Annotated in this window: 12 protein-coding genes and 1 pseudogene; 2 read left to right on the top strand and 11 right to left on the bottom strand. The window is 36.1% G+C overall.

Features of this window, described 5'->3' with window-relative positions; translation table 11 throughout:
• Nucleotides 1-41: 41 nt before the first annotated feature.
• Together RFX69_RS02925 and RFX69_RS02920 are read right to left on the bottom strand one after the other, a co-directional pair.
• A complete protein-coding gene (locus tag RFX69_RS02925) occupies nt 42-1,496 on the bottom strand; it encodes a SulP family inorganic anion transporter (protein WP_289332568.1) in 1,455 nt (484 codons plus the stop codon).
• A 246-nt stretch (nt 1,497-1,742) separates the two neighbouring features.
• A complete protein-coding gene (locus RFX69_RS02920; RefSeq protein WP_163048024.1) occupies nt 1,743-2,372 on the bottom strand; it encodes an SOS response-associated peptidase family protein in 630 nt (209 codons plus the stop codon).
• A gap of 354 nt (nt 2,373-2,726) precedes the next feature.
• On the opposite strand from RFX69_RS02920, the gene RFX69_RS02915 reads away from it, so the two are divergent.
• Complete coding sequence (locus RFX69_RS02915; RefSeq protein WP_289332569.1) at nt 2,727-4,169, top strand: glucose/sorbosone family PQQ-dependent dehydrogenase; 1,443 nt, start codon at nt 2,727-2,729, stop codon at nt 4,167-4,169.
• 54 nt (nt 4,170-4,223) lie between these two features.
• Here the strand turns inward: RFX69_RS02915 and RFX69_RS02910 are convergent, their stop codons facing one another.
• From RFX69_RS02910 to RFX69_RS02875, 8 genes and pseudogenes are all read right to left on the bottom strand, one after another.
• Nucleotides 4,224-4,667, bottom strand: a complete 444-nt coding sequence (locus RFX69_RS02910; protein ID WP_000120225.1) for a universal stress protein — start codon at nt 4,665-4,667, stop codon at nt 4,224-4,226.
• 125 nt (nt 4,668-4,792) lie between these two features.
• A pseudogene (locus RFX69_RS02905) lies at nt 4,793-6,885 on the bottom strand (EAL domain-containing protein).
• Nucleotides 6,886-7,491: 606 nt separating this feature from the next.
• Complete coding sequence (locus RFX69_RS02900; protein ID WP_001129188.1) at nt 7,492-7,707, bottom strand: hypothetical protein; 216 nt, start codon at nt 7,705-7,707, stop codon at nt 7,492-7,494.
• A 191-nt stretch (nt 7,708-7,898) separates the two neighbouring features.
• Nucleotides 7,899-8,363: a MarR family winged helix-turn-helix transcriptional regulator gene (locus RFX69_RS02895; protein WP_000163427.1), complete on the bottom strand. Its 465-nt coding sequence runs from the start codon at nt 8,361-8,363 to the stop codon at nt 7,899-7,901.
• Nucleotides 8,364-9,028: 665 nt separating this feature from the next.
• On the bottom strand, nt 9,029-10,747 hold the full coding sequence (locus tag RFX69_RS02890) for a fructose-specific PTS transporter subunit EIIC (protein WP_289332570.1): 1,719 nt from the start codon (nt 10,745-10,747) through the stop codon (nt 9,029-9,031).
• Nucleotides 10,734-11,681 carry a 1-phosphofructokinase gene (gene pfkB, locus RFX69_RS02885; RefSeq protein WP_001062803.1) on the bottom strand — a complete coding sequence of 316 codons (948 nt, stop codon included), beginning with the start codon at nt 11,679-11,681 and terminating at the stop codon, nt 10,734-10,736. The genes RFX69_RS02890 and pfkB overlap by 14 nt, the downstream gene beginning before the upstream one ends.
• 14 nt (nt 11,682-11,695) lie before the next feature.
• On the bottom strand, nt 11,696-14,554 hold the full coding sequence (ptsP, locus tag RFX69_RS02880; RefSeq protein ID WP_289332571.1) for a phosphoenolpyruvate--protein phosphotransferase: 2,859 nt from the start codon (nt 14,552-14,554) through the stop codon (nt 11,696-11,698).
• Nucleotides 14,555-14,778: 224 nt separating this feature from the next.
• The gene (locus tag RFX69_RS02875) at nt 14,779-15,639 is read right to left on the bottom strand and encodes an alpha/beta fold hydrolase (RefSeq protein WP_289332572.1); all 861 of its coding nucleotides are present in this window, start codon (nt 15,637-15,639) and stop codon (nt 14,779-14,781) included.
• A 137-nt stretch (nt 15,640-15,776) separates the two neighbouring features.
• Between RFX69_RS02875 and RFX69_RS02870 the strand changes: the two genes are divergently transcribed.
• The gene (locus tag RFX69_RS02870) at nt 15,777-16,232 is read left to right on the top strand and encodes a hypothetical protein (protein ID WP_000365974.1); all 456 of its coding nucleotides are present in this window, start codon (nt 15,777-15,779) and stop codon (nt 16,230-16,232) included.
• A gap of 33 nt (nt 16,233-16,265) precedes the next feature.
• Here RFX69_RS02870 and RFX69_RS02865 read toward each other — a convergent pair whose 3' ends face one another.
• Nucleotides 16,266-16,511 (bottom strand): hypothetical protein, encoded by a 246-nt coding sequence (locus tag RFX69_RS02865; protein WP_000949688.1) that lies wholly within the window; start codon nt 16,509-16,511, stop codon nt 16,266-16,268.
• Nucleotides 16,512-16,658: the final 147 nt, after the last annotated feature.

Genomic DNA, 16,658 nt, shown 5'->3' with positions numbered 1-16,658 from the left:
TATAATTCTCTATGATTGAAAAGGTCCCGAAGGACCTTTTTTTAAATTTTTGCATGTGTACCATACTTGTCAATCATGATTGAACTGGCTTCATTTAAACCACGTACAGTAACTTGTATGCCATTCTTTTGGAACTTTTCTACTGCTGAATCAAGCATTGCAACCGAAGTGACATCCCAAATATGTGAATGAGTCAGATCAATAATGACTTCTTTTACTTCCTCTTTAAAGTTAAAGCTTTGCATGAATCTATCTGAAGAACTAAAAAAGATTTGTCCTCTTAAATCATATAAACGAGCGTTGCCTTCTAATGAACTTATTACCTGTATATCATTTTCAAGTTTATTGGCTAAGAAAAGTGCGGAAAGTAGTACACCCGTCAATACGCCTAATGCTAGATTGTGAGTAGCTACAACTACAACAACCGTTGCAATCATAACGGTATTGCTACTTTTAGGATTAGTTTTAAATTGGGTAAGCGAACGCCACTCAAAAGTACTTATTGATACCATAATCATGACAGCAACAAGCGCAGCCATAGGAATAACTTTCAACCAATCACTTAAAAATACTACTAAAATCAGCAAGAATATGCCTGCGCATAAAGTAGATAAGCGTGTGCGACCACCTGATTTAACATTAATCATTGATTGCCCAATCATGGCACATCCAGCCATCCCACCCATAAAACCAGAGGCAATATTGGCAATACCTTGACCTTTACATTCCTTAAATTTATTACTCGGGCTATCCGTCATTTCATCAACAATTGTGGCTGTCATCATCGACTCAAGTAAGCCAACTGCAGCTAACGCCAATGAATAAGGAAGAATGATAAGAAGTGTATCTAAATTAAGAGGAATATCTGGAATTAAAAAAATAGGTAGAGTATTTGGTAATGCTCCCATATCGCCAACTGTTCGCACATCAAGGCCTAAAAAGAAGGCAAGTAATGTGATTATAACAATACATATAAGGGGAGATGGAAAAATTTTTCCAAGCTTTGGTACATAAGGGAATAGATAAATAATTGCTAAACCAATAGCGACTAATAGATAGACGTACCAACTTACATTGACTAGTTCTGGAAGCTGGGCCATAAAAATGAGTATGGCGAGAGCATTTACAAAACCAATCACAACCGATTTAGAGACAAAGCGCATGAGCTTAGCAAGCTTAAGATACCCTACTATAATTTGTATGATGCCCGTCAAAATAGTAGCTGCGAATAAATACTGAAGACCATGTTCTTTCACTAGGGTCGTCATGACTAAGGCCATAGCACCCGTTGCTGCCGAAATCATGGCAGGACGGCCACCTACAAAAGAAATAATAACCGCAATACAAAAAGACGCATATAAACCGATTTGGGGATCTACACCTGCAATAATTGAAAAGGCAATCGCCTCTGGAATTAAAGCCAGACCAACAACAAGCCCAGAAAGAATATCTGCACGGACATTAGAGAACCATTGTTCTCGAAGATTCGTTAACATGGAAATAGCCTAGAATTTTAAATTTTAGAAAGGCTAGTGATGTGATATACCAACACACAAGCGACTACACCACATCACTAGACAGTGATGAGTTATTTACAAAGGAGAAGGGTAAATAAACTTAAGGTGGCGTAAGTGTCATGGATAATGAAAATTTGAAGTTTTAAAGAGGTGCGAAGGATAACATAAGTTTTTAGGGGGAGCCATTTAAGCTTGCTACTTTCACTTATTAGGCATCTAACTATTTTATGATTTGTTCATTTCTGCTTTAAGCAGAGACGTAAATTCATTTAATGGCATATCTAAGAAAAAGTCAGGAGCGTCAGTGTGTTTGCAGTTTAACCAATCGTTTCTAAGATGGTCAGGTATTACAATAATTGAACGTTTTTCATCGTCAGGTTTATGAAACTGCTTCATAAACGAATGTCGATCTGCATTGATTGTTAACAGCGACATTGTTCTAACTTTCTGCTCATCAATTATGGTTTCTTCATAAATTGCTGCAAGCGTAAATGGCTTCCCATCTTGACGAAAGATGCCATACCAATGTGCTTTACCATTGATATATTTCGGTTCATAAATAGCTTCAACAGGAACTAGGCCAAATTGATCATTTGACCAGGCATGTTTAAATGAACGTTTGTGATCAACCGTTTCAGTTCTTGCATTATAAGTTGCATATTTAAATGAAACTTCTTTCGCATATGGTGGCAACATTCCAAATTTAACTTTTCGCCATTCCCATTCATTTTGATGAGATAAGATTATTGGGCAATCATCACTTGGATAGACATCTGATTTGTAATCAAAGGTGGGTTCAAGTAAGTCTAATTGATAAGAATGCTCTCTCTTAAGGGGTTTAAAATTTGCACACATAGCGAAATTCGATTTGTAAGGATCCTTAACCTTTAGCTTGGATCTTTTAACTATGTGGTATGTATATTTTTATAGATTGAATTGTCTATTTGAGTATTAAATTTTACTTTTCAATTACTTTGTTAAAGCTTTCTTTCAAATTATTTATCTTAAAAATGAGATCAATGATTTATAAGGCAACTTATAAGATATTCATTTGTTTTGAATAGCTACTTTTATGCAACAGAGCCTTGCAGAAATTTGGATTTTAATAAATGAGCTAATCATCATAATACAAAAGATATAGAGAACGTATACAAACCAATGTTTTCAGCGGTTTAAGTAACTCTTTAGAAAACTTTATAAGGTGGAACTATGAATAAACATTTATTAGCAAAAATCACTCTTTTAGGTGCTGCACAACTATTTATGTTTCATACGGCATTTGCAGATATACCTCTGACACCTGCTCAATTCGCAAAAGCGAAAACAGAAAATTTTGATAAAAAAGTGATTCTGTCCAACTTAAATAAACCACATGCTTTGTTATGGGGGCCAGATAATCAAATTTGGTTAACCGAACGTGCGACTGGTAAAATTTTAAGAGTAAATCCTGAATCTGGTAGCGCGAAAACAGTATTTCAGGTTCCTGAAATTGTAAGTGATGCTGATGGGCAAAATGGTTTGTTAGGCTTTGCTTTTCATCCTGACTTTAAACATAACCCTTATATCTATATTTCTGGTACTTTTAAAAATCCAAAATCTACAGATAAAGAGTTACCTAATCAGACGATTATTCGTAGATATACCTATAACAAAACTACAGATACATTTGAAAAGCCTATTGATTTGATTGCAGGTTTACCGTCATCAAAAGATCATCAGTCTGGTCGTCTCGTCATTGGTCCAGACCAAAAAATCTACTATACGATTGGTGACCAAGGCCGTAATCAGTTAGCTTATCTGTTCTTACCAAATCAGGCACAGCATATTCCGACTCAGCAAGAGCTCAATAGTAAAGACTACCATACATATATGGGTAAAGTATTACGCTTAAATCTGGACGGCAGTATTCCTAAAGACAACCCAAGCTTTAACGGCGTAGTGAGCCATATCTACACTTTAGGGCACCGTAATCCACAAGGTTTAGTATTTGCCCCAAATGGAAAGCTTTTACAATCTGAGCAAGGACCAAATTCTGATGATGAAATTAACCTTGTATTAAAAGGTGGTAACTATGGCTGGCCAAATGTAGCTGGTTATAAAGATGACAGTGGTTATGCCTATGCAAACTATTCGGCAGCAACCAATAAATCACAAATTAAAGATTTAGCTCAAAACGGGATAAAAGTAGCAACAGGTGTTCCTGTGACTAAAGAGTCTGAATGGACTGGTAAAAACTTTGTGCCACCTTTGAAAACTTTATATACGGTACAAGATACTTATAACTATAATGACCCTACTTGTGGTGAGATGGCATATATTTGCTGGCCAACGGTTGCACCGTCATCGGCATATGTATATACGGGAGGCAAAAAAGCGATTCCAGGGTGGGAAAATACATTATTGGTCCCATCTTTAAAACGTGGGGTGATTTTCCGTATTAAATTGGATCCGACATATAGCACGACTTTGGATGATGCTATCCCAATGTTTAAAAGCAATAACCGTTATCGTGATGTCATCGCTAGTCCAGAAGGTAATACCTTATATGTGCTGACTGATACAGCGGGGAATGTACAAAAAGATGATGGTTCAGTCACTCATACTTTAGAGAATCCCGGTTCTCTCATTAAATTTACATATAACGGTAAGTAACTTATTTCAAAAAACCCAGCTATATAGCTGGGTTTTTTATATAAAGGTTTAGATTTATTCAGTTACGACCAATACTGGCACATGAATTTCTCCTAACAGTGCTTGAGTTACACTTCCTAAGAAGAATTTTTTAAAACCTTTTCGCCCATGAGAACCAATCACTAATAAATCAGCTTTTAGCTCAGTTGCTGCTTTGATGATTTCTGTATGAATTGTTTGACCTTCAACAATTTTGGTTTCAACAGAAATTCCATGTTGGCTAAATTGTTCTTTAGCTTGATCTAAAATGCTCTGAATCGAAGCTCTCGCTTTATTAAAATAATCTTGCGCAATTTCTGTACTATCAATAATTTCAACTGAAATAAATGGATCAATAGTGAGCGCATATACCAAAGTAACTTTACTACTAAAGGCTTTAGCAAGACTTGCAGCATGATTAACCGCAATAAGTGAAGTAGGAGAACCATCGACCGGAACTAAAATATGGTGATAACTCATATATTGCTCCTTATTGTCTTGTGACAATATTTATTGTTGAAGAACCTAAACTTGTTATCGTTATGGTTATATTATCGCCAATTTTATAATTTTTATTGTTTGTTTTTAGTGTGTAAGATAAATGATTAATTCATAGAATAGTGACTTTCTAGATAAGCCTGACCCTGTTTAAGAATAGAAATCACCTGATTAGCGTCAATAGCTGATTCAAATAAAAAACCTTGCCCTATGTTGTATCCAAATTGAAGAAGTAATTCTTCTTGTTCTGGTGTTTCAATACCTTCTGCAATTAATCCGAGTGAGAGATTTGGAGCAAGTAAGCCAATTGCCTGAACAATTGCATAAATGGATGGATCATGTTGCATCTTTTGTATAAAGCTACAATCAACTTTTAAGCAATCAATCGGATAGTCTCTTATATGTGTTAATGAAGAGAAACCTGTTCCGAAGTCATCTAAAGCAATGCGTACCCCATGCTGTTTTAGTTTATTGAGCGCGCGAATAACATATTCAGAACCACGGTCACCCAGCATATGTTCAGTAACTTCTATTTCAATTAAATGGGTAGGAATTTCAAGTTGATTAATCTTTTTTAATAAACGTTCAGCATAGTTATCTCTTAAAAACTCAACCGGTGCGGCATTTAGAGAAACAGGAAGCGGCTCAAAACCTAACTTTATCCATTTAGCAATATCATGCAAAACTTGTTGTTGCATGATTTCACCAATTTTACTGGCTAAATCGTAGTCTTTAAAAGCTTCAGCAATCTGAGAAGGCAAACCTCTTTGGGCCGAAGTCGTATGCCAGCGGAGTAATGCTTCAAAGCCCACTACAGCATGAGTTTTTAGATCGACTTTGGGTTGATAGTAGGGCTGAATGGTATGATGACGAATAAGCTGGCGAGCAATGTTGAGTTGAGAGGCGATTGCCTCGGTTAACTGCATCATACTTGGGTTATACATACGTATGCCGCCACGACCACGGGCTTTTAAGTCATGTAATGCCATATCGGCACAACTTAATAAGCTCGATTGATCAACTGCATCTTGAGGATAAATGGCGCAGCCGATGCTCATGCCGCCGTTGAGCACATTCCCAGCATATGTAATGGGTTGATTGAGTTGTTGAAGCAATACTTCAGCAAGTTCACGAACATCATTCTCATTTTCTAAATGGCTAACAATAACTGCAAACTCATCACCACCTAATCTGGCAACTGAACATCTTTCAGGATCTACGCACTGATTAAAACGTTTAGAAAGTATTTTTAATAAGTGGTCACCAGCACTATGACCTATAGTGTCATTAATATGCTTGAAATGATCTAGATCAATTAAAAGTAGCCCTACACTGGTTTGGGTTTCTCTTGAGTAGGCTAGGGTGCGTTTTAGTTGTAGCTTAAATGAACGTCTATTAAATAATCCTGTAAGTTCATCTCTCTCGCTAATATCTCTTAGACGGTTTTCGGTAAGATACTGTTGAGTGACATTTCGCGAAACACACAATATCTGAATAATTTCGCCGTTTGTATGTTGAATTGGGGTGAGCATATTATCCCAATACTCAGGCTCTTGATTTGGTAAACAACTCATGCCGGCGAATCGGGCTACTTTACCTTGTAGGGCTTTTTTTAAAGCAACTCTTCCACGTTTACGAATATGAGGGGGTAAAAGATCTAACCATCTCATGCCAAATTTTTTTTCATCTACAGGTATACCTAATGCAAGGCATCCTGATTTATTCATATGAGATACAGTGCCATCTGTATTTAAAACCTTAATACAATCGACACTGATATCGAGCATTTGATTTTGTATATCGATATCTTTTCGTAAGCTTTGCTGCTCTTGTATATCTTGGTCAATATCTAGAAAACTAATAAACCATTCATTTTCTTGAGAAGATTCATGGTATTTCGACAATTGAATAGAAATTTTACACCATCGATAATAATGGGTTTTATGCAAAAGACGGCATTTAAATTCAATTCTTGATCGGAGTCGTATCGCACTAACCATTTGTTTTTAACTTCTTCTAAATCGGCAGGGTACACGAAATCTAGCCATTGTTGAAACAATGGAGGAGAAGTATCGCGCCAGTACTTTGTACACTCCGTATTGCAGTATAAAATTAAGCCTTTTTCATCACTGACCCAAGTCGGTAAAGGAAACTGCTCAACAATAAAATGCTTTTGGGTAGTGTTCGACATTGAAGTCATAACATGCCTAAAACTGCTGAAGAGTTAAACTATTTATAAACTGTATTGTAATAGTTGTGTCGTCACCACAAAAGCTATAAAAAATTAATATTTGATGTTTTTTTCGTCTCTAATAAAGGTTTTTTTTAAATAAAAATTTTATTAATCCTCTATGCATATGTTATTTATTAACTTTTAATCTCCTAAAGATTATGAAATGTAGAATTTTAACTTGAAAAAATTATGCGTATTTTTGTAAAAAACTTGTTAAAACAGTTGTTTATAAAATTCAAATAGAGTTTTTTATAAAAAATTCATACATCAAAAACATTTTAACTCGTGAAGAGTTAATTAATTTAAATATTTATGAGAAAAAATTTATAAAGAAAAAGCATTTAAGTTATTAGAGGTTAATACAATAAATACTATTAACTTTACAAAAGTAATATAAAATAAGGTCTTATATTATCGTAGAATTCTTTTCATCAAAAAGGATATATAATTCCTTTTTGTGCATTTTATAGCCTACATTTTCCCCAAGATGTAGGTTTTTTTTATGTCAAAATTTTATTATTTTAATTTTATTTAACTTATTAAATTATAAATAAAAAAAGCCATGGAGGCTTTTTATACGGTTTCCGGTTTTTTCAACTGTTGTTGAATGTAGAGGTTCATATAATACTGCTCTATATAATCGTCAGCATAATTGTTAGCTAATGTCTTAGTAGCTACCTGTTCATGCTTGCTGTAACAGTTAGTTTCTAAATCTTTTTCAAGTACCCACCATTGACGGTTAATACGACGTACTTGAAACTTATCACTCTTATATTTTCTTTTAGCCATTTTTTCCTAAAATTACGTTAGAGATATTAAGAGAGAGTTTCTACTGGAGTTGAAGGAACAAGTCAACAAGCATAGTGTTTAATTGATTACTTTATGAAGTCTATATTCCTGTAAACATAAGAGAAAATAATAAAAAAAGCTCTCATGAGAGAGCTTGAGAATTAATCGTTTTAAAATATTAAAAACAACAATTATCGAGAAAGATTTTTTAAAAGCAATTTTAAGCTTTCCATCATTTTTTCTAGTTGAAGAGGGGTGATACCTTCGAATGATTGTTCAAGTACTACACTCGTTAGATCATTAATTTTATTAATCATTTCTGTACCACGTTCGGTAAGATATACACGTGTAATACGACCATCTGATTGGCAAGAATAGGTTTCAACTAAACCTTCATCTTTTAAGCGATAAACAATTTTAGTGGTAGTCGACATTTTTGAAATAATCATATCAGATAGCTCTGATACGCTAGCGTGAGGTTTACTACTTAGTGCAAGCATAATACGTCGACGTGAATTATCTAGGCCATATTTTTTGAGGGCATTATCAATATTTTGTACATATTGAGCATGGACCTGAGTAATCCAATAATATGGAAAATCTTCAAGAGTGAAAGATTCTGTTGTAGGTAAAAAACGCGCATACTTCTTTGTCATTGACTTTTCCCCATACCTTGGTGGATCGCATTTTATGAAACTTATTTTAATAGTGGAAAAATATAGTTTCACTAAGCAAGTTATATCAGGACTTTAAGTCATGAGCAAAATTTATATTGTTTGATTAACAAGGACAAACTATAAATTTTCCTCTTCTGATAAAACTTATTCCTTACCGTTTATTTGAACTTGGCTACTCGCTTGGTCGTAAAATGAACGATATTTATTTGCATGAGAATCGTAGAAAAAAAAACTCGTTTTGAACGTGACATTTCTATCAAAATTTTTTGTCTACAAAGTCATAACTTAAAAAAATAAATCCATTCAATAGGTAAATATTTAAATTAATCATATGTTTAAATGATTTTTTGAAGATGAAAATTTACCATACATTTAACACAATTGATGAATTATCTATAAAATTAATGAATATTTGTTTGTAAGTTGTTGATTTTAAATGTTAAAATTATTTGTGTGAATAAGGGGTAATTATTTCTCAAAGATTCAAATGTAATTCTACAAATTTTGAAATTAAAAGATGAGTGTGGCTTCAAATTAAATTTTTAGTGTTTTACTTTAGAACAACTGATGATACATGCGGTTCAAATTAATCTAAAAAATTGAGCACTAATAAAAAGGGAGAATTTATATTCTCCCTTTTTAAATTATGAGTTTGTTAATAATTTTTCTTCTTGATTCTTTTTAATAATGGCATAACTTACTCCCGTTACGATACTTCCAGCCGCAATTGCTGCAAGATACAACCACGCATGATTGATTGCATTTGGAATCAGTAGTACAAATACACCGCCGTGTGGAGTCACAAGCTCACAGTGAAATAAAGCAACTAATGCACCAGTTACTGCGCCACCTAGAATACAGGTTGGAATAACGCGCATTGGATCTTTTGCTGCAAATGGAATTGCACCTTCTGAAATAAAGCATAAACCAAGCACAAATGCAGCTTTACCTGCATCTTTTTCACCAGTACTAAATTTATTTCTAGCGAGGAAAGTTGCAATTGCCATCCCAATTGCAGGAACCATACCGCCTGCCATCGTGGCTGCCATTGGCATATAGGTATTGGTGGTAAGTAGTCCGACTGTAAAAGCATAAGCAGCTTTATTGATTGGTCCGCCCAAATCAATACACATCATACTTGCCAGAATAATTCCCATTAATACAGCATTTGTTGTGCCCATGTTGTTGAGGAAATCTTTCATTAACTCAAAAATATGCGCTACAGGTTGACCTACCACATAGAACATAATCAGTCCAACAGATAATGTTCCTAATAATGGAATAATCAAAATGGGCTTAAGGGACTCTAAGCTAGTTGGAAGCTTAACTTTTTTAGCAATAAATAACGCGATATAACCTGCAAGGAAGCCAGAAACAATACCGCCTAAAAATCCTGCTTGTAACTGTGCTGCCAATAACCCACCGATTAAACCAGGTGCAAGACCAGGGCGATCTGCAATGGAATATGCAATATAACCCGACAGCATGGGTACCATGAGGGTAAATGCTGCTGCGCCAATCTGTTTTAATATGGCTGGCAGACTACCAGCTTGTTCTGCTGCATTTAGGCCAAAACATAAAGAAAGTGCAATTAGCAAGCCACCCGCAACAACCATAGGTAGCATATAAGAAACGCCAGTTAATAAGTGTTTATATACACCAACTTTTTCAGTTTTATCCTTATTTTCCGTTGTTGCTTGCTGTTTACCTTGTTCTAAAACCTGAGCATTAGCAATTGCCTCAGCAAAAGCCTTGTCGGTTTGTTTTAAAGCAAAACCAGTGCTACATCTATAGAGACGTTTACCTACAAAGCGGTCAGTGTTGACTTCAATGTCAGTAGCAAGAATAACAATATCGGCATCAGCAATCGCTTGAGGTGATAAAATATTCTTCGCACCTACAGAACCTTGAGTTTCTACATCAATTTGATACCCAAGTCTTTCTGCACCTTGTTGTAACGCTTCAGCTGCCATAAATGTATGGGCAACTCCAGTTGGGCAAGCAGTAATGGCAACAAAATGAGTTGCGGTATTTGAAGCTTGCTTAGGTTTTTGTTCCCACTCATTTGCTGGTTTTGAGTGTTCAAGTGCCGTTAAAAGTGCTTTGTCTGCATCATCTTTAATATCTTCAATAGAAACTAAAGATAAAGCGTTTTGACCAAAAATATTTAGATTTTTAGGTTGCTGTCCAATAATAATGACATGATCAAAATGATCGCTTGATTCAAACTCATCGAGTGAAATGACACTGTGTTTATAGCCGTGTTGGGTTGCGACTAAAGCAAGTTTACGAGCCAAGATTAAAGCATTGACTTGCTGTTGCGGACTATTAGTGACAAATAATAAATGTTTAGCAGTTTGCATCAGATTCACTCAATGAATTGATAATAGTTTGTGCTTTTAATTGGTTTAGAACCTCAGAAGTAGGGATTCGAAAACCAATTTGTGTTACAGCATGGCTTGCAATGGCTGTCGCAGTTTTTAAGGTCTCTTCAGGGGGCAGTTGGTTAACAAGCCCATGGATCATGCCGGCTAAGAGTGAATCACCAGCGCCTACTGTACTTTTTACGATAACTTTTGGTGCTTGAGCATGTAAGGGGTGAGTGGCGTGTAACCAATTTACGCCATCTTCACCCATTGAGATAACCACATGCTCAATATTGGTTAAGCTATCAAAAAGTTCTCTTTGTTCAGCATAGCTTGTTGCTGGACGTTGATAACTTTCAACCAACTCATCGGTATTCGGTTTGATCATCCAAGGTTGACATTCAATTGCAGCAACCAATGCTTTACCACTGGTATCTAGGGCAACTTTCTTATTATTTTTTTTGATCAGTTGAATAAGTTGTTGTAACTCATCAATACTAAAACCTTGCGGGAGGCTACCAGCTATTGCAACAACCTCGACTTGTGGTAACAGAGCTTCAATCTTATTAAATAGGCTTTGTTTGTCTGTTTCAGAAACAAAGAAACCTTTGCCATTTAAATCTGTCATCCGCCCAGAATGCTCAGCAATTTTTATATTTTGACGTGTTTCACCATCAATATAAATAAACTCAGGTTGAAATTGAGCTTGTGCAAAATGTGTATCGAAAATTTGTCGATTATGCTCACCTAAAAAGCCGGTTACGATTACATCATGACCTAAGTCTTTTAATACTTGAGCAACATTAAGGCCTTTGCCAGCCGCATGTATTTCTACCGACTCTTGTCGGTTCACTTCTCCTACTAATAACTCATTCAGTTGAATGGTTACATCAATTGCAGGGTTTAAAGTAATTGTTAAAATTTTAGCCATTACTATTCCCAATCTTATAAGTCTTGTTCAGATAGCTGGCGCACAGCAGGGGCGCTATCGCATAGTAAAGCTTGTTGCGCAAGCTTTTGAGCATGGCTATAGCTTAGTGTACGGATTTGAGCTTTTACTAAAGGAATGCTATTTGGGGACATACTCAGTTCATCTACACCTAATCCCATGAGAATAGGTACAGCTTTAGGGTCTGCTGCAAGCTCACCACAGATTCCTACCCATTTGCCATGTTTGTGGGCAGCTTTCACTGTTTGATCAATCAAATTAAGAATACTTGGATGTAATCCGTCTGCTTCCGCTGAGAGTATTGGGTGGCCTCGGTCAATCGCTAAAGTATATTGTGTCAGGTCATTTGTGCCGATACTGAAAAAGTCGACTTCTTGTGCAAGAACCGGTGCAAGTAAAGCAGCAGACGGAACCTCAATCATAATGCCAACTTGTAAATTGTCACATGGATGTTGGGCTCTTACTTCCTCAAGAATTGCCTTGGCAGCACGCCATTCTTCAACGCGTCCAATCATAGGGAACATAATTCGTAACGGACGATTATCAGATGCTTTTAGTAGAGCGGTTAATTGCTGTTTTAAAAGTTCAGGGCGTCTTAAAGTTAAACGGATTCCTCTTAAACCTAAGAATGGGTTTTCTTCTTCAGCAATTGGTAAGTAAGGTAAAGGTTTATCACCACCTACGTCTAATGTACGTACCACAAGCGGGCGACCTGCAAGTGCATCTAATACAACTCGGTAATCAGCTTCTTGAACAGCCTCGTTAGGTGCACTGCTATGAGACATAAAAACAAGTTCGGTTCTAAGTAGGCCAATTGCTTCAGCACCACATTCTACTGCTTGTGCTGTCGCTTGAACTTTACCCAAATTGGCTGCAATTTCGATTTGATGTTGATCTAAGGTAATTGCTGGCTCGTGGCTATGACGTTCAGCTTCTTCACGAATTTGACGCTGTTGCTCACGCTCTTGCTTGGCTTGTTCGATTTGTGCAGCATCTGGATCTAAAACAAAAGTTCCCGTATCACCATTAATAAGTAAAGTGCTTTTCGGATCAATTTCTAGGACTTGTTCACCAGCACCAACAATAGCTGGAATGCCTAAAGCACGTGCGACAATTGCACTATGCGCACTTGCACCACCTATAGCAGTTAGAATACCTGCGACACGGTCTTTGTTTAGACGAGCGACATCACTTGGCCCAACGTCATGCATGATTAGAATATAAGGCTCTTTAGGCTCTTCAATAACCACTTCACCACATAATTGGGTTAAAACTCTGTCACCAATGTCACGTAGATCTGTTGCGCGTTCAGCGAGTAAACGATCTGGTAGTGCTTCCTGTGCTTTAGCTGCAGCTTCAATATGTTCATGCCACGCAGCTGGCGCTGATAAATTTTGATAAATTTTTTGATATACACCATTAATTAAATCAGGATCATCAAGCATTTCTAGGTGAGCTCGAAAGATTTGTTTAATTTCAGAGGCATCAGCTTTGGCTATGACTTGGTGAATATTGTTTTTTACTGCATGTAGGGCAATATCTAAATTTTCTTTCTCGACTTTTACGCCTGAACCCATACGTTCATATTGATAAACCTTTGGTTTAATCACATGGACAGGTCCAAAAGCTAAGCCACTTGATGCTGCAATGCCCGTATTGTTACCCAATGTCGTAGCATTTGATATTACCGTTTGAGCAGGGAGCTGGTCAGGTGTTTCACTGGTTACAGGTAGCGCTTCAACTTCTTCACCTAGGCCTTGCTGCACTGCCAAAATAACTTGATCTAAAGCCTCTATGGCATCGGTTTCTGGCTCAGCGATAAAACGTAGAGTTTGGCCACGCTTACAACCTAATGCTAAAAGACGAGTTAAACTTTTGGCAGAAACAAAGCTACCATCGTCTACTGCAACTTGGATATCGCCTTGAAAGGTTTTTGTAAGATTGACAAGGTGTGTAGCTGGTCGGGCATGTAAACCGTGTGCATTTGCCAGTACTACTGAACGTTGAGGCCAGTCAGGAACAACGTCAGCTCCAATAATTTTTGCAATTTCATTTGGAGTTTGAGTTTTATCTAGCTCGGCAACTTGCTCAGGGTTAAATAAAATATCAATTAAACGATTAAATCTTTCATTATCGAGTTGGTCATTGGCTGCTATACAAACGAGGGTGTTCAGCTTTTTACCATTTAGCTCTAAAGCCTGTGATGGTTTAGTAATGCTAATAGCTGGTTGCTGAACAAAGTGATTGCTAGAAATGGACCAGATTTGATCTTGCAGTTGAATGGCTTGTTCTGGATCAAGTGAACTTAGAAAACCACATTTTACAAAATTATGTTTTTTGAGTGTTTGAGAAGCTGCCCAAAATAAATCTTCGATATCTTGTGCGTCGATTTCGGTTTGAATAAGATTTTCATGAAGCGCTAAAGATAATGGCTGAGCTTGTAGTAATTCGATAATCTGCTCAGGTTTAGAAGCATTCTTTACTTGTTCACTGACGTCATGCATTAATGCACGAGTAAGAATTTGCAAAACTTGCAAATGTTCATCAGATTTTGCTGCAATCACTACAGCTAAATAAATTTTATTTTCTCCATCCCAGATCACACCTTCGGGGAAATGGGCTAAGCGAATCCCTGTTTTTAAAATATACTCACGTGATTGAGGAGTACCGTGAGGAATGGCAATGCCTTGGCCTAAATAAGTCGCGCTTTGTTGTTCACGATTGATGAGTCCCGTTATATATTCAGGCGTAACTAACCCATCTTTTTCTAATATATCTACTAGACACTTTAATGCATGTGTTTTATCAACAGCATGTTGATTCATATGAATATGTTGAGGCTCTAGTGCTAGCATAATTATCCTTGAACAATTTCTTTGGCTTTAGCTAAAACAGAAAAAAAGAAGCTGTTTGCATTAAACAAGTAAATATACCTGTTTTTTGACAACAGCTTCAGATGAATTACCTTAGCAGAACTTTAACGGTATATCGACGCATTTAAGTAAAAAGCTGCTCGTTTTTAATACAAAAAAACCTCTAAGCCGGATTACTGACTTAGAGGCGAAAATAAAAGCAGTGATTAATGTTTAATTTCTTGTTCTAAAATAGACCAGAGTTTTTGATGTGATTTTTTAAATAACAGCATATGACCAATTGATTTATAGCCTAAATCTTTTGGGCTAAGCTCAATCATTTTTTTATTTGCATTTGGATATAAACTTAATAATTCTTGTACGTTACGTTTGGTTGCAATCTCATCATCATCAGCCCAAATAGCAGTAATTGGACATTGAATATCTGAATGAAAATCATGAAAAATTGTCTTGCCTATGGCGTTTTTTACATATCCGGGACGGCTACAAAACTCTCGCCATTGTTGAGCAACTTTTTTAGGTAGGTTTTCTCCCATACCAATGAATTGAGTTGCTCCATAACCTTTAAAAAGACTAGAAATAGGGAAGATAAGATTAAACATAACTGGCGCTAAAACCTTGGTTTTTCCTTTAAGGCCTTTAATATGTCCTGTTGAGCCTGCAACCGTTATCACTTTTGTTACTTTATTATAGTTAGGTACGACTCCTAGTAGTTGTCCGCCAGCACTATGCCCAATAAGAATAACTTGATTTGCTTTCGTTTTTATTAATAAGGCATCAATTGCAGCAGGAATATCAAGTGTTCCCCAGTCGGTAATACTTGCGGTACTTTGTTTTAAAGCTCCATGTAGGGACTCGCCAATACCACGGAAGTCAAAACTCAATACATCATAGCCTTGTTGGCTTAACCACGTTGCGAAAGAGTGATAAAAGTTTTTAGTTATACCTGTTGCTGGACAAATCAAGATAGGGTATCCAGCTTTCTTTTCTTGAGCAGGATAAAATTGAGCTGCAAGCTGATAACCATCTTTACAGGTAATCCAAAAAGATTCAAAAGTCTTATCCATAGATTTAAAGTTAATTGGCTAATCATTTACCTTAATGTACATGAGTTCTGAAAAGGCACTTGATTAATATGTGACTATAAAGTCAAGATTTATGTTATATAGCTCATCAAATCTTAATAAAACGAATAATGGAAATTATGGATTTATCAAAAGCTGTACAGCTGGCTATTGTCTTTAGTGGTGTCTTTTTATGGATAGGAATGTTAACTGGGGTATGGAAATATTGGCAAATACGCCGTTCCGAATTAAGCCGCGCACATTATTATGTAGATATTGCACATAGAAGCAGTTTGCTTTATGCAGCAGCCACACTTATTCTGGCTGTATTGAGCTATTTCACGATTTTAAATGAAGATATTGCTTTATGGTGTGTATTGGCAAATATACTGTTTTTTAGTTTCTCAATTTTAGTTTATATCATCCACGGATTTTTGCAGGATACGACCAATCAGTTTAAACAACCTCATAGGTTAGGGCATTTCAGTTTACCTACATGGTTGATGACGTTTATGATGTTCGCTTTAATTATTACTGAGCTATTAGCAACTGCTATTTTAGTGATGGGGACAATTTTATTGTTTTTAAGCAAATAAAAATGGATGATCGCTCATCCATTTTTAGAATTCTTATTTCTGTTGACTAAGTCGTCTTTTAGCTAATTTTCGCATTTTGTGGTCGACAAAGGCCCATACACAAAATACAAAAGAAACAACCATGGCATACATAAAGTATTCGGGTTTCAGATTCCCTTTAATCATACCTTGAAACAGTAAAGTCAGCATAAGAGCAAGCGTCGTTACTCCATAAACAACTGAATCTTTGCTGTTCAGAGTGTTAATGAAGACTTGTTTGTTGAAATGTAATGATAACATCTCCATCCCTCCTTGTGGTTGCGCTAAAACCGAATGTTTTAGTCAAGAATAAGTTTAATGTTGTACTTGTATTTTTAGCTTAATTCAATAGTCAATAGAAAATTTTTTGAACAGTTTTATAAAAACTTCTATGTTTATAAATGGTTA

The organism is Acinetobacter sp. 148, from assembly GCF_031196675.1.
GTDB classification, from domain to species: Bacteria; Pseudomonadota; Gammaproteobacteria; order Pseudomonadales; family Moraxellaceae; genus Acinetobacter; species Acinetobacter baumannii.
Note: the sequence above shows the minus strand (reverse complement) of the source record. Positions and strands in the feature narration are given on the sequence as shown.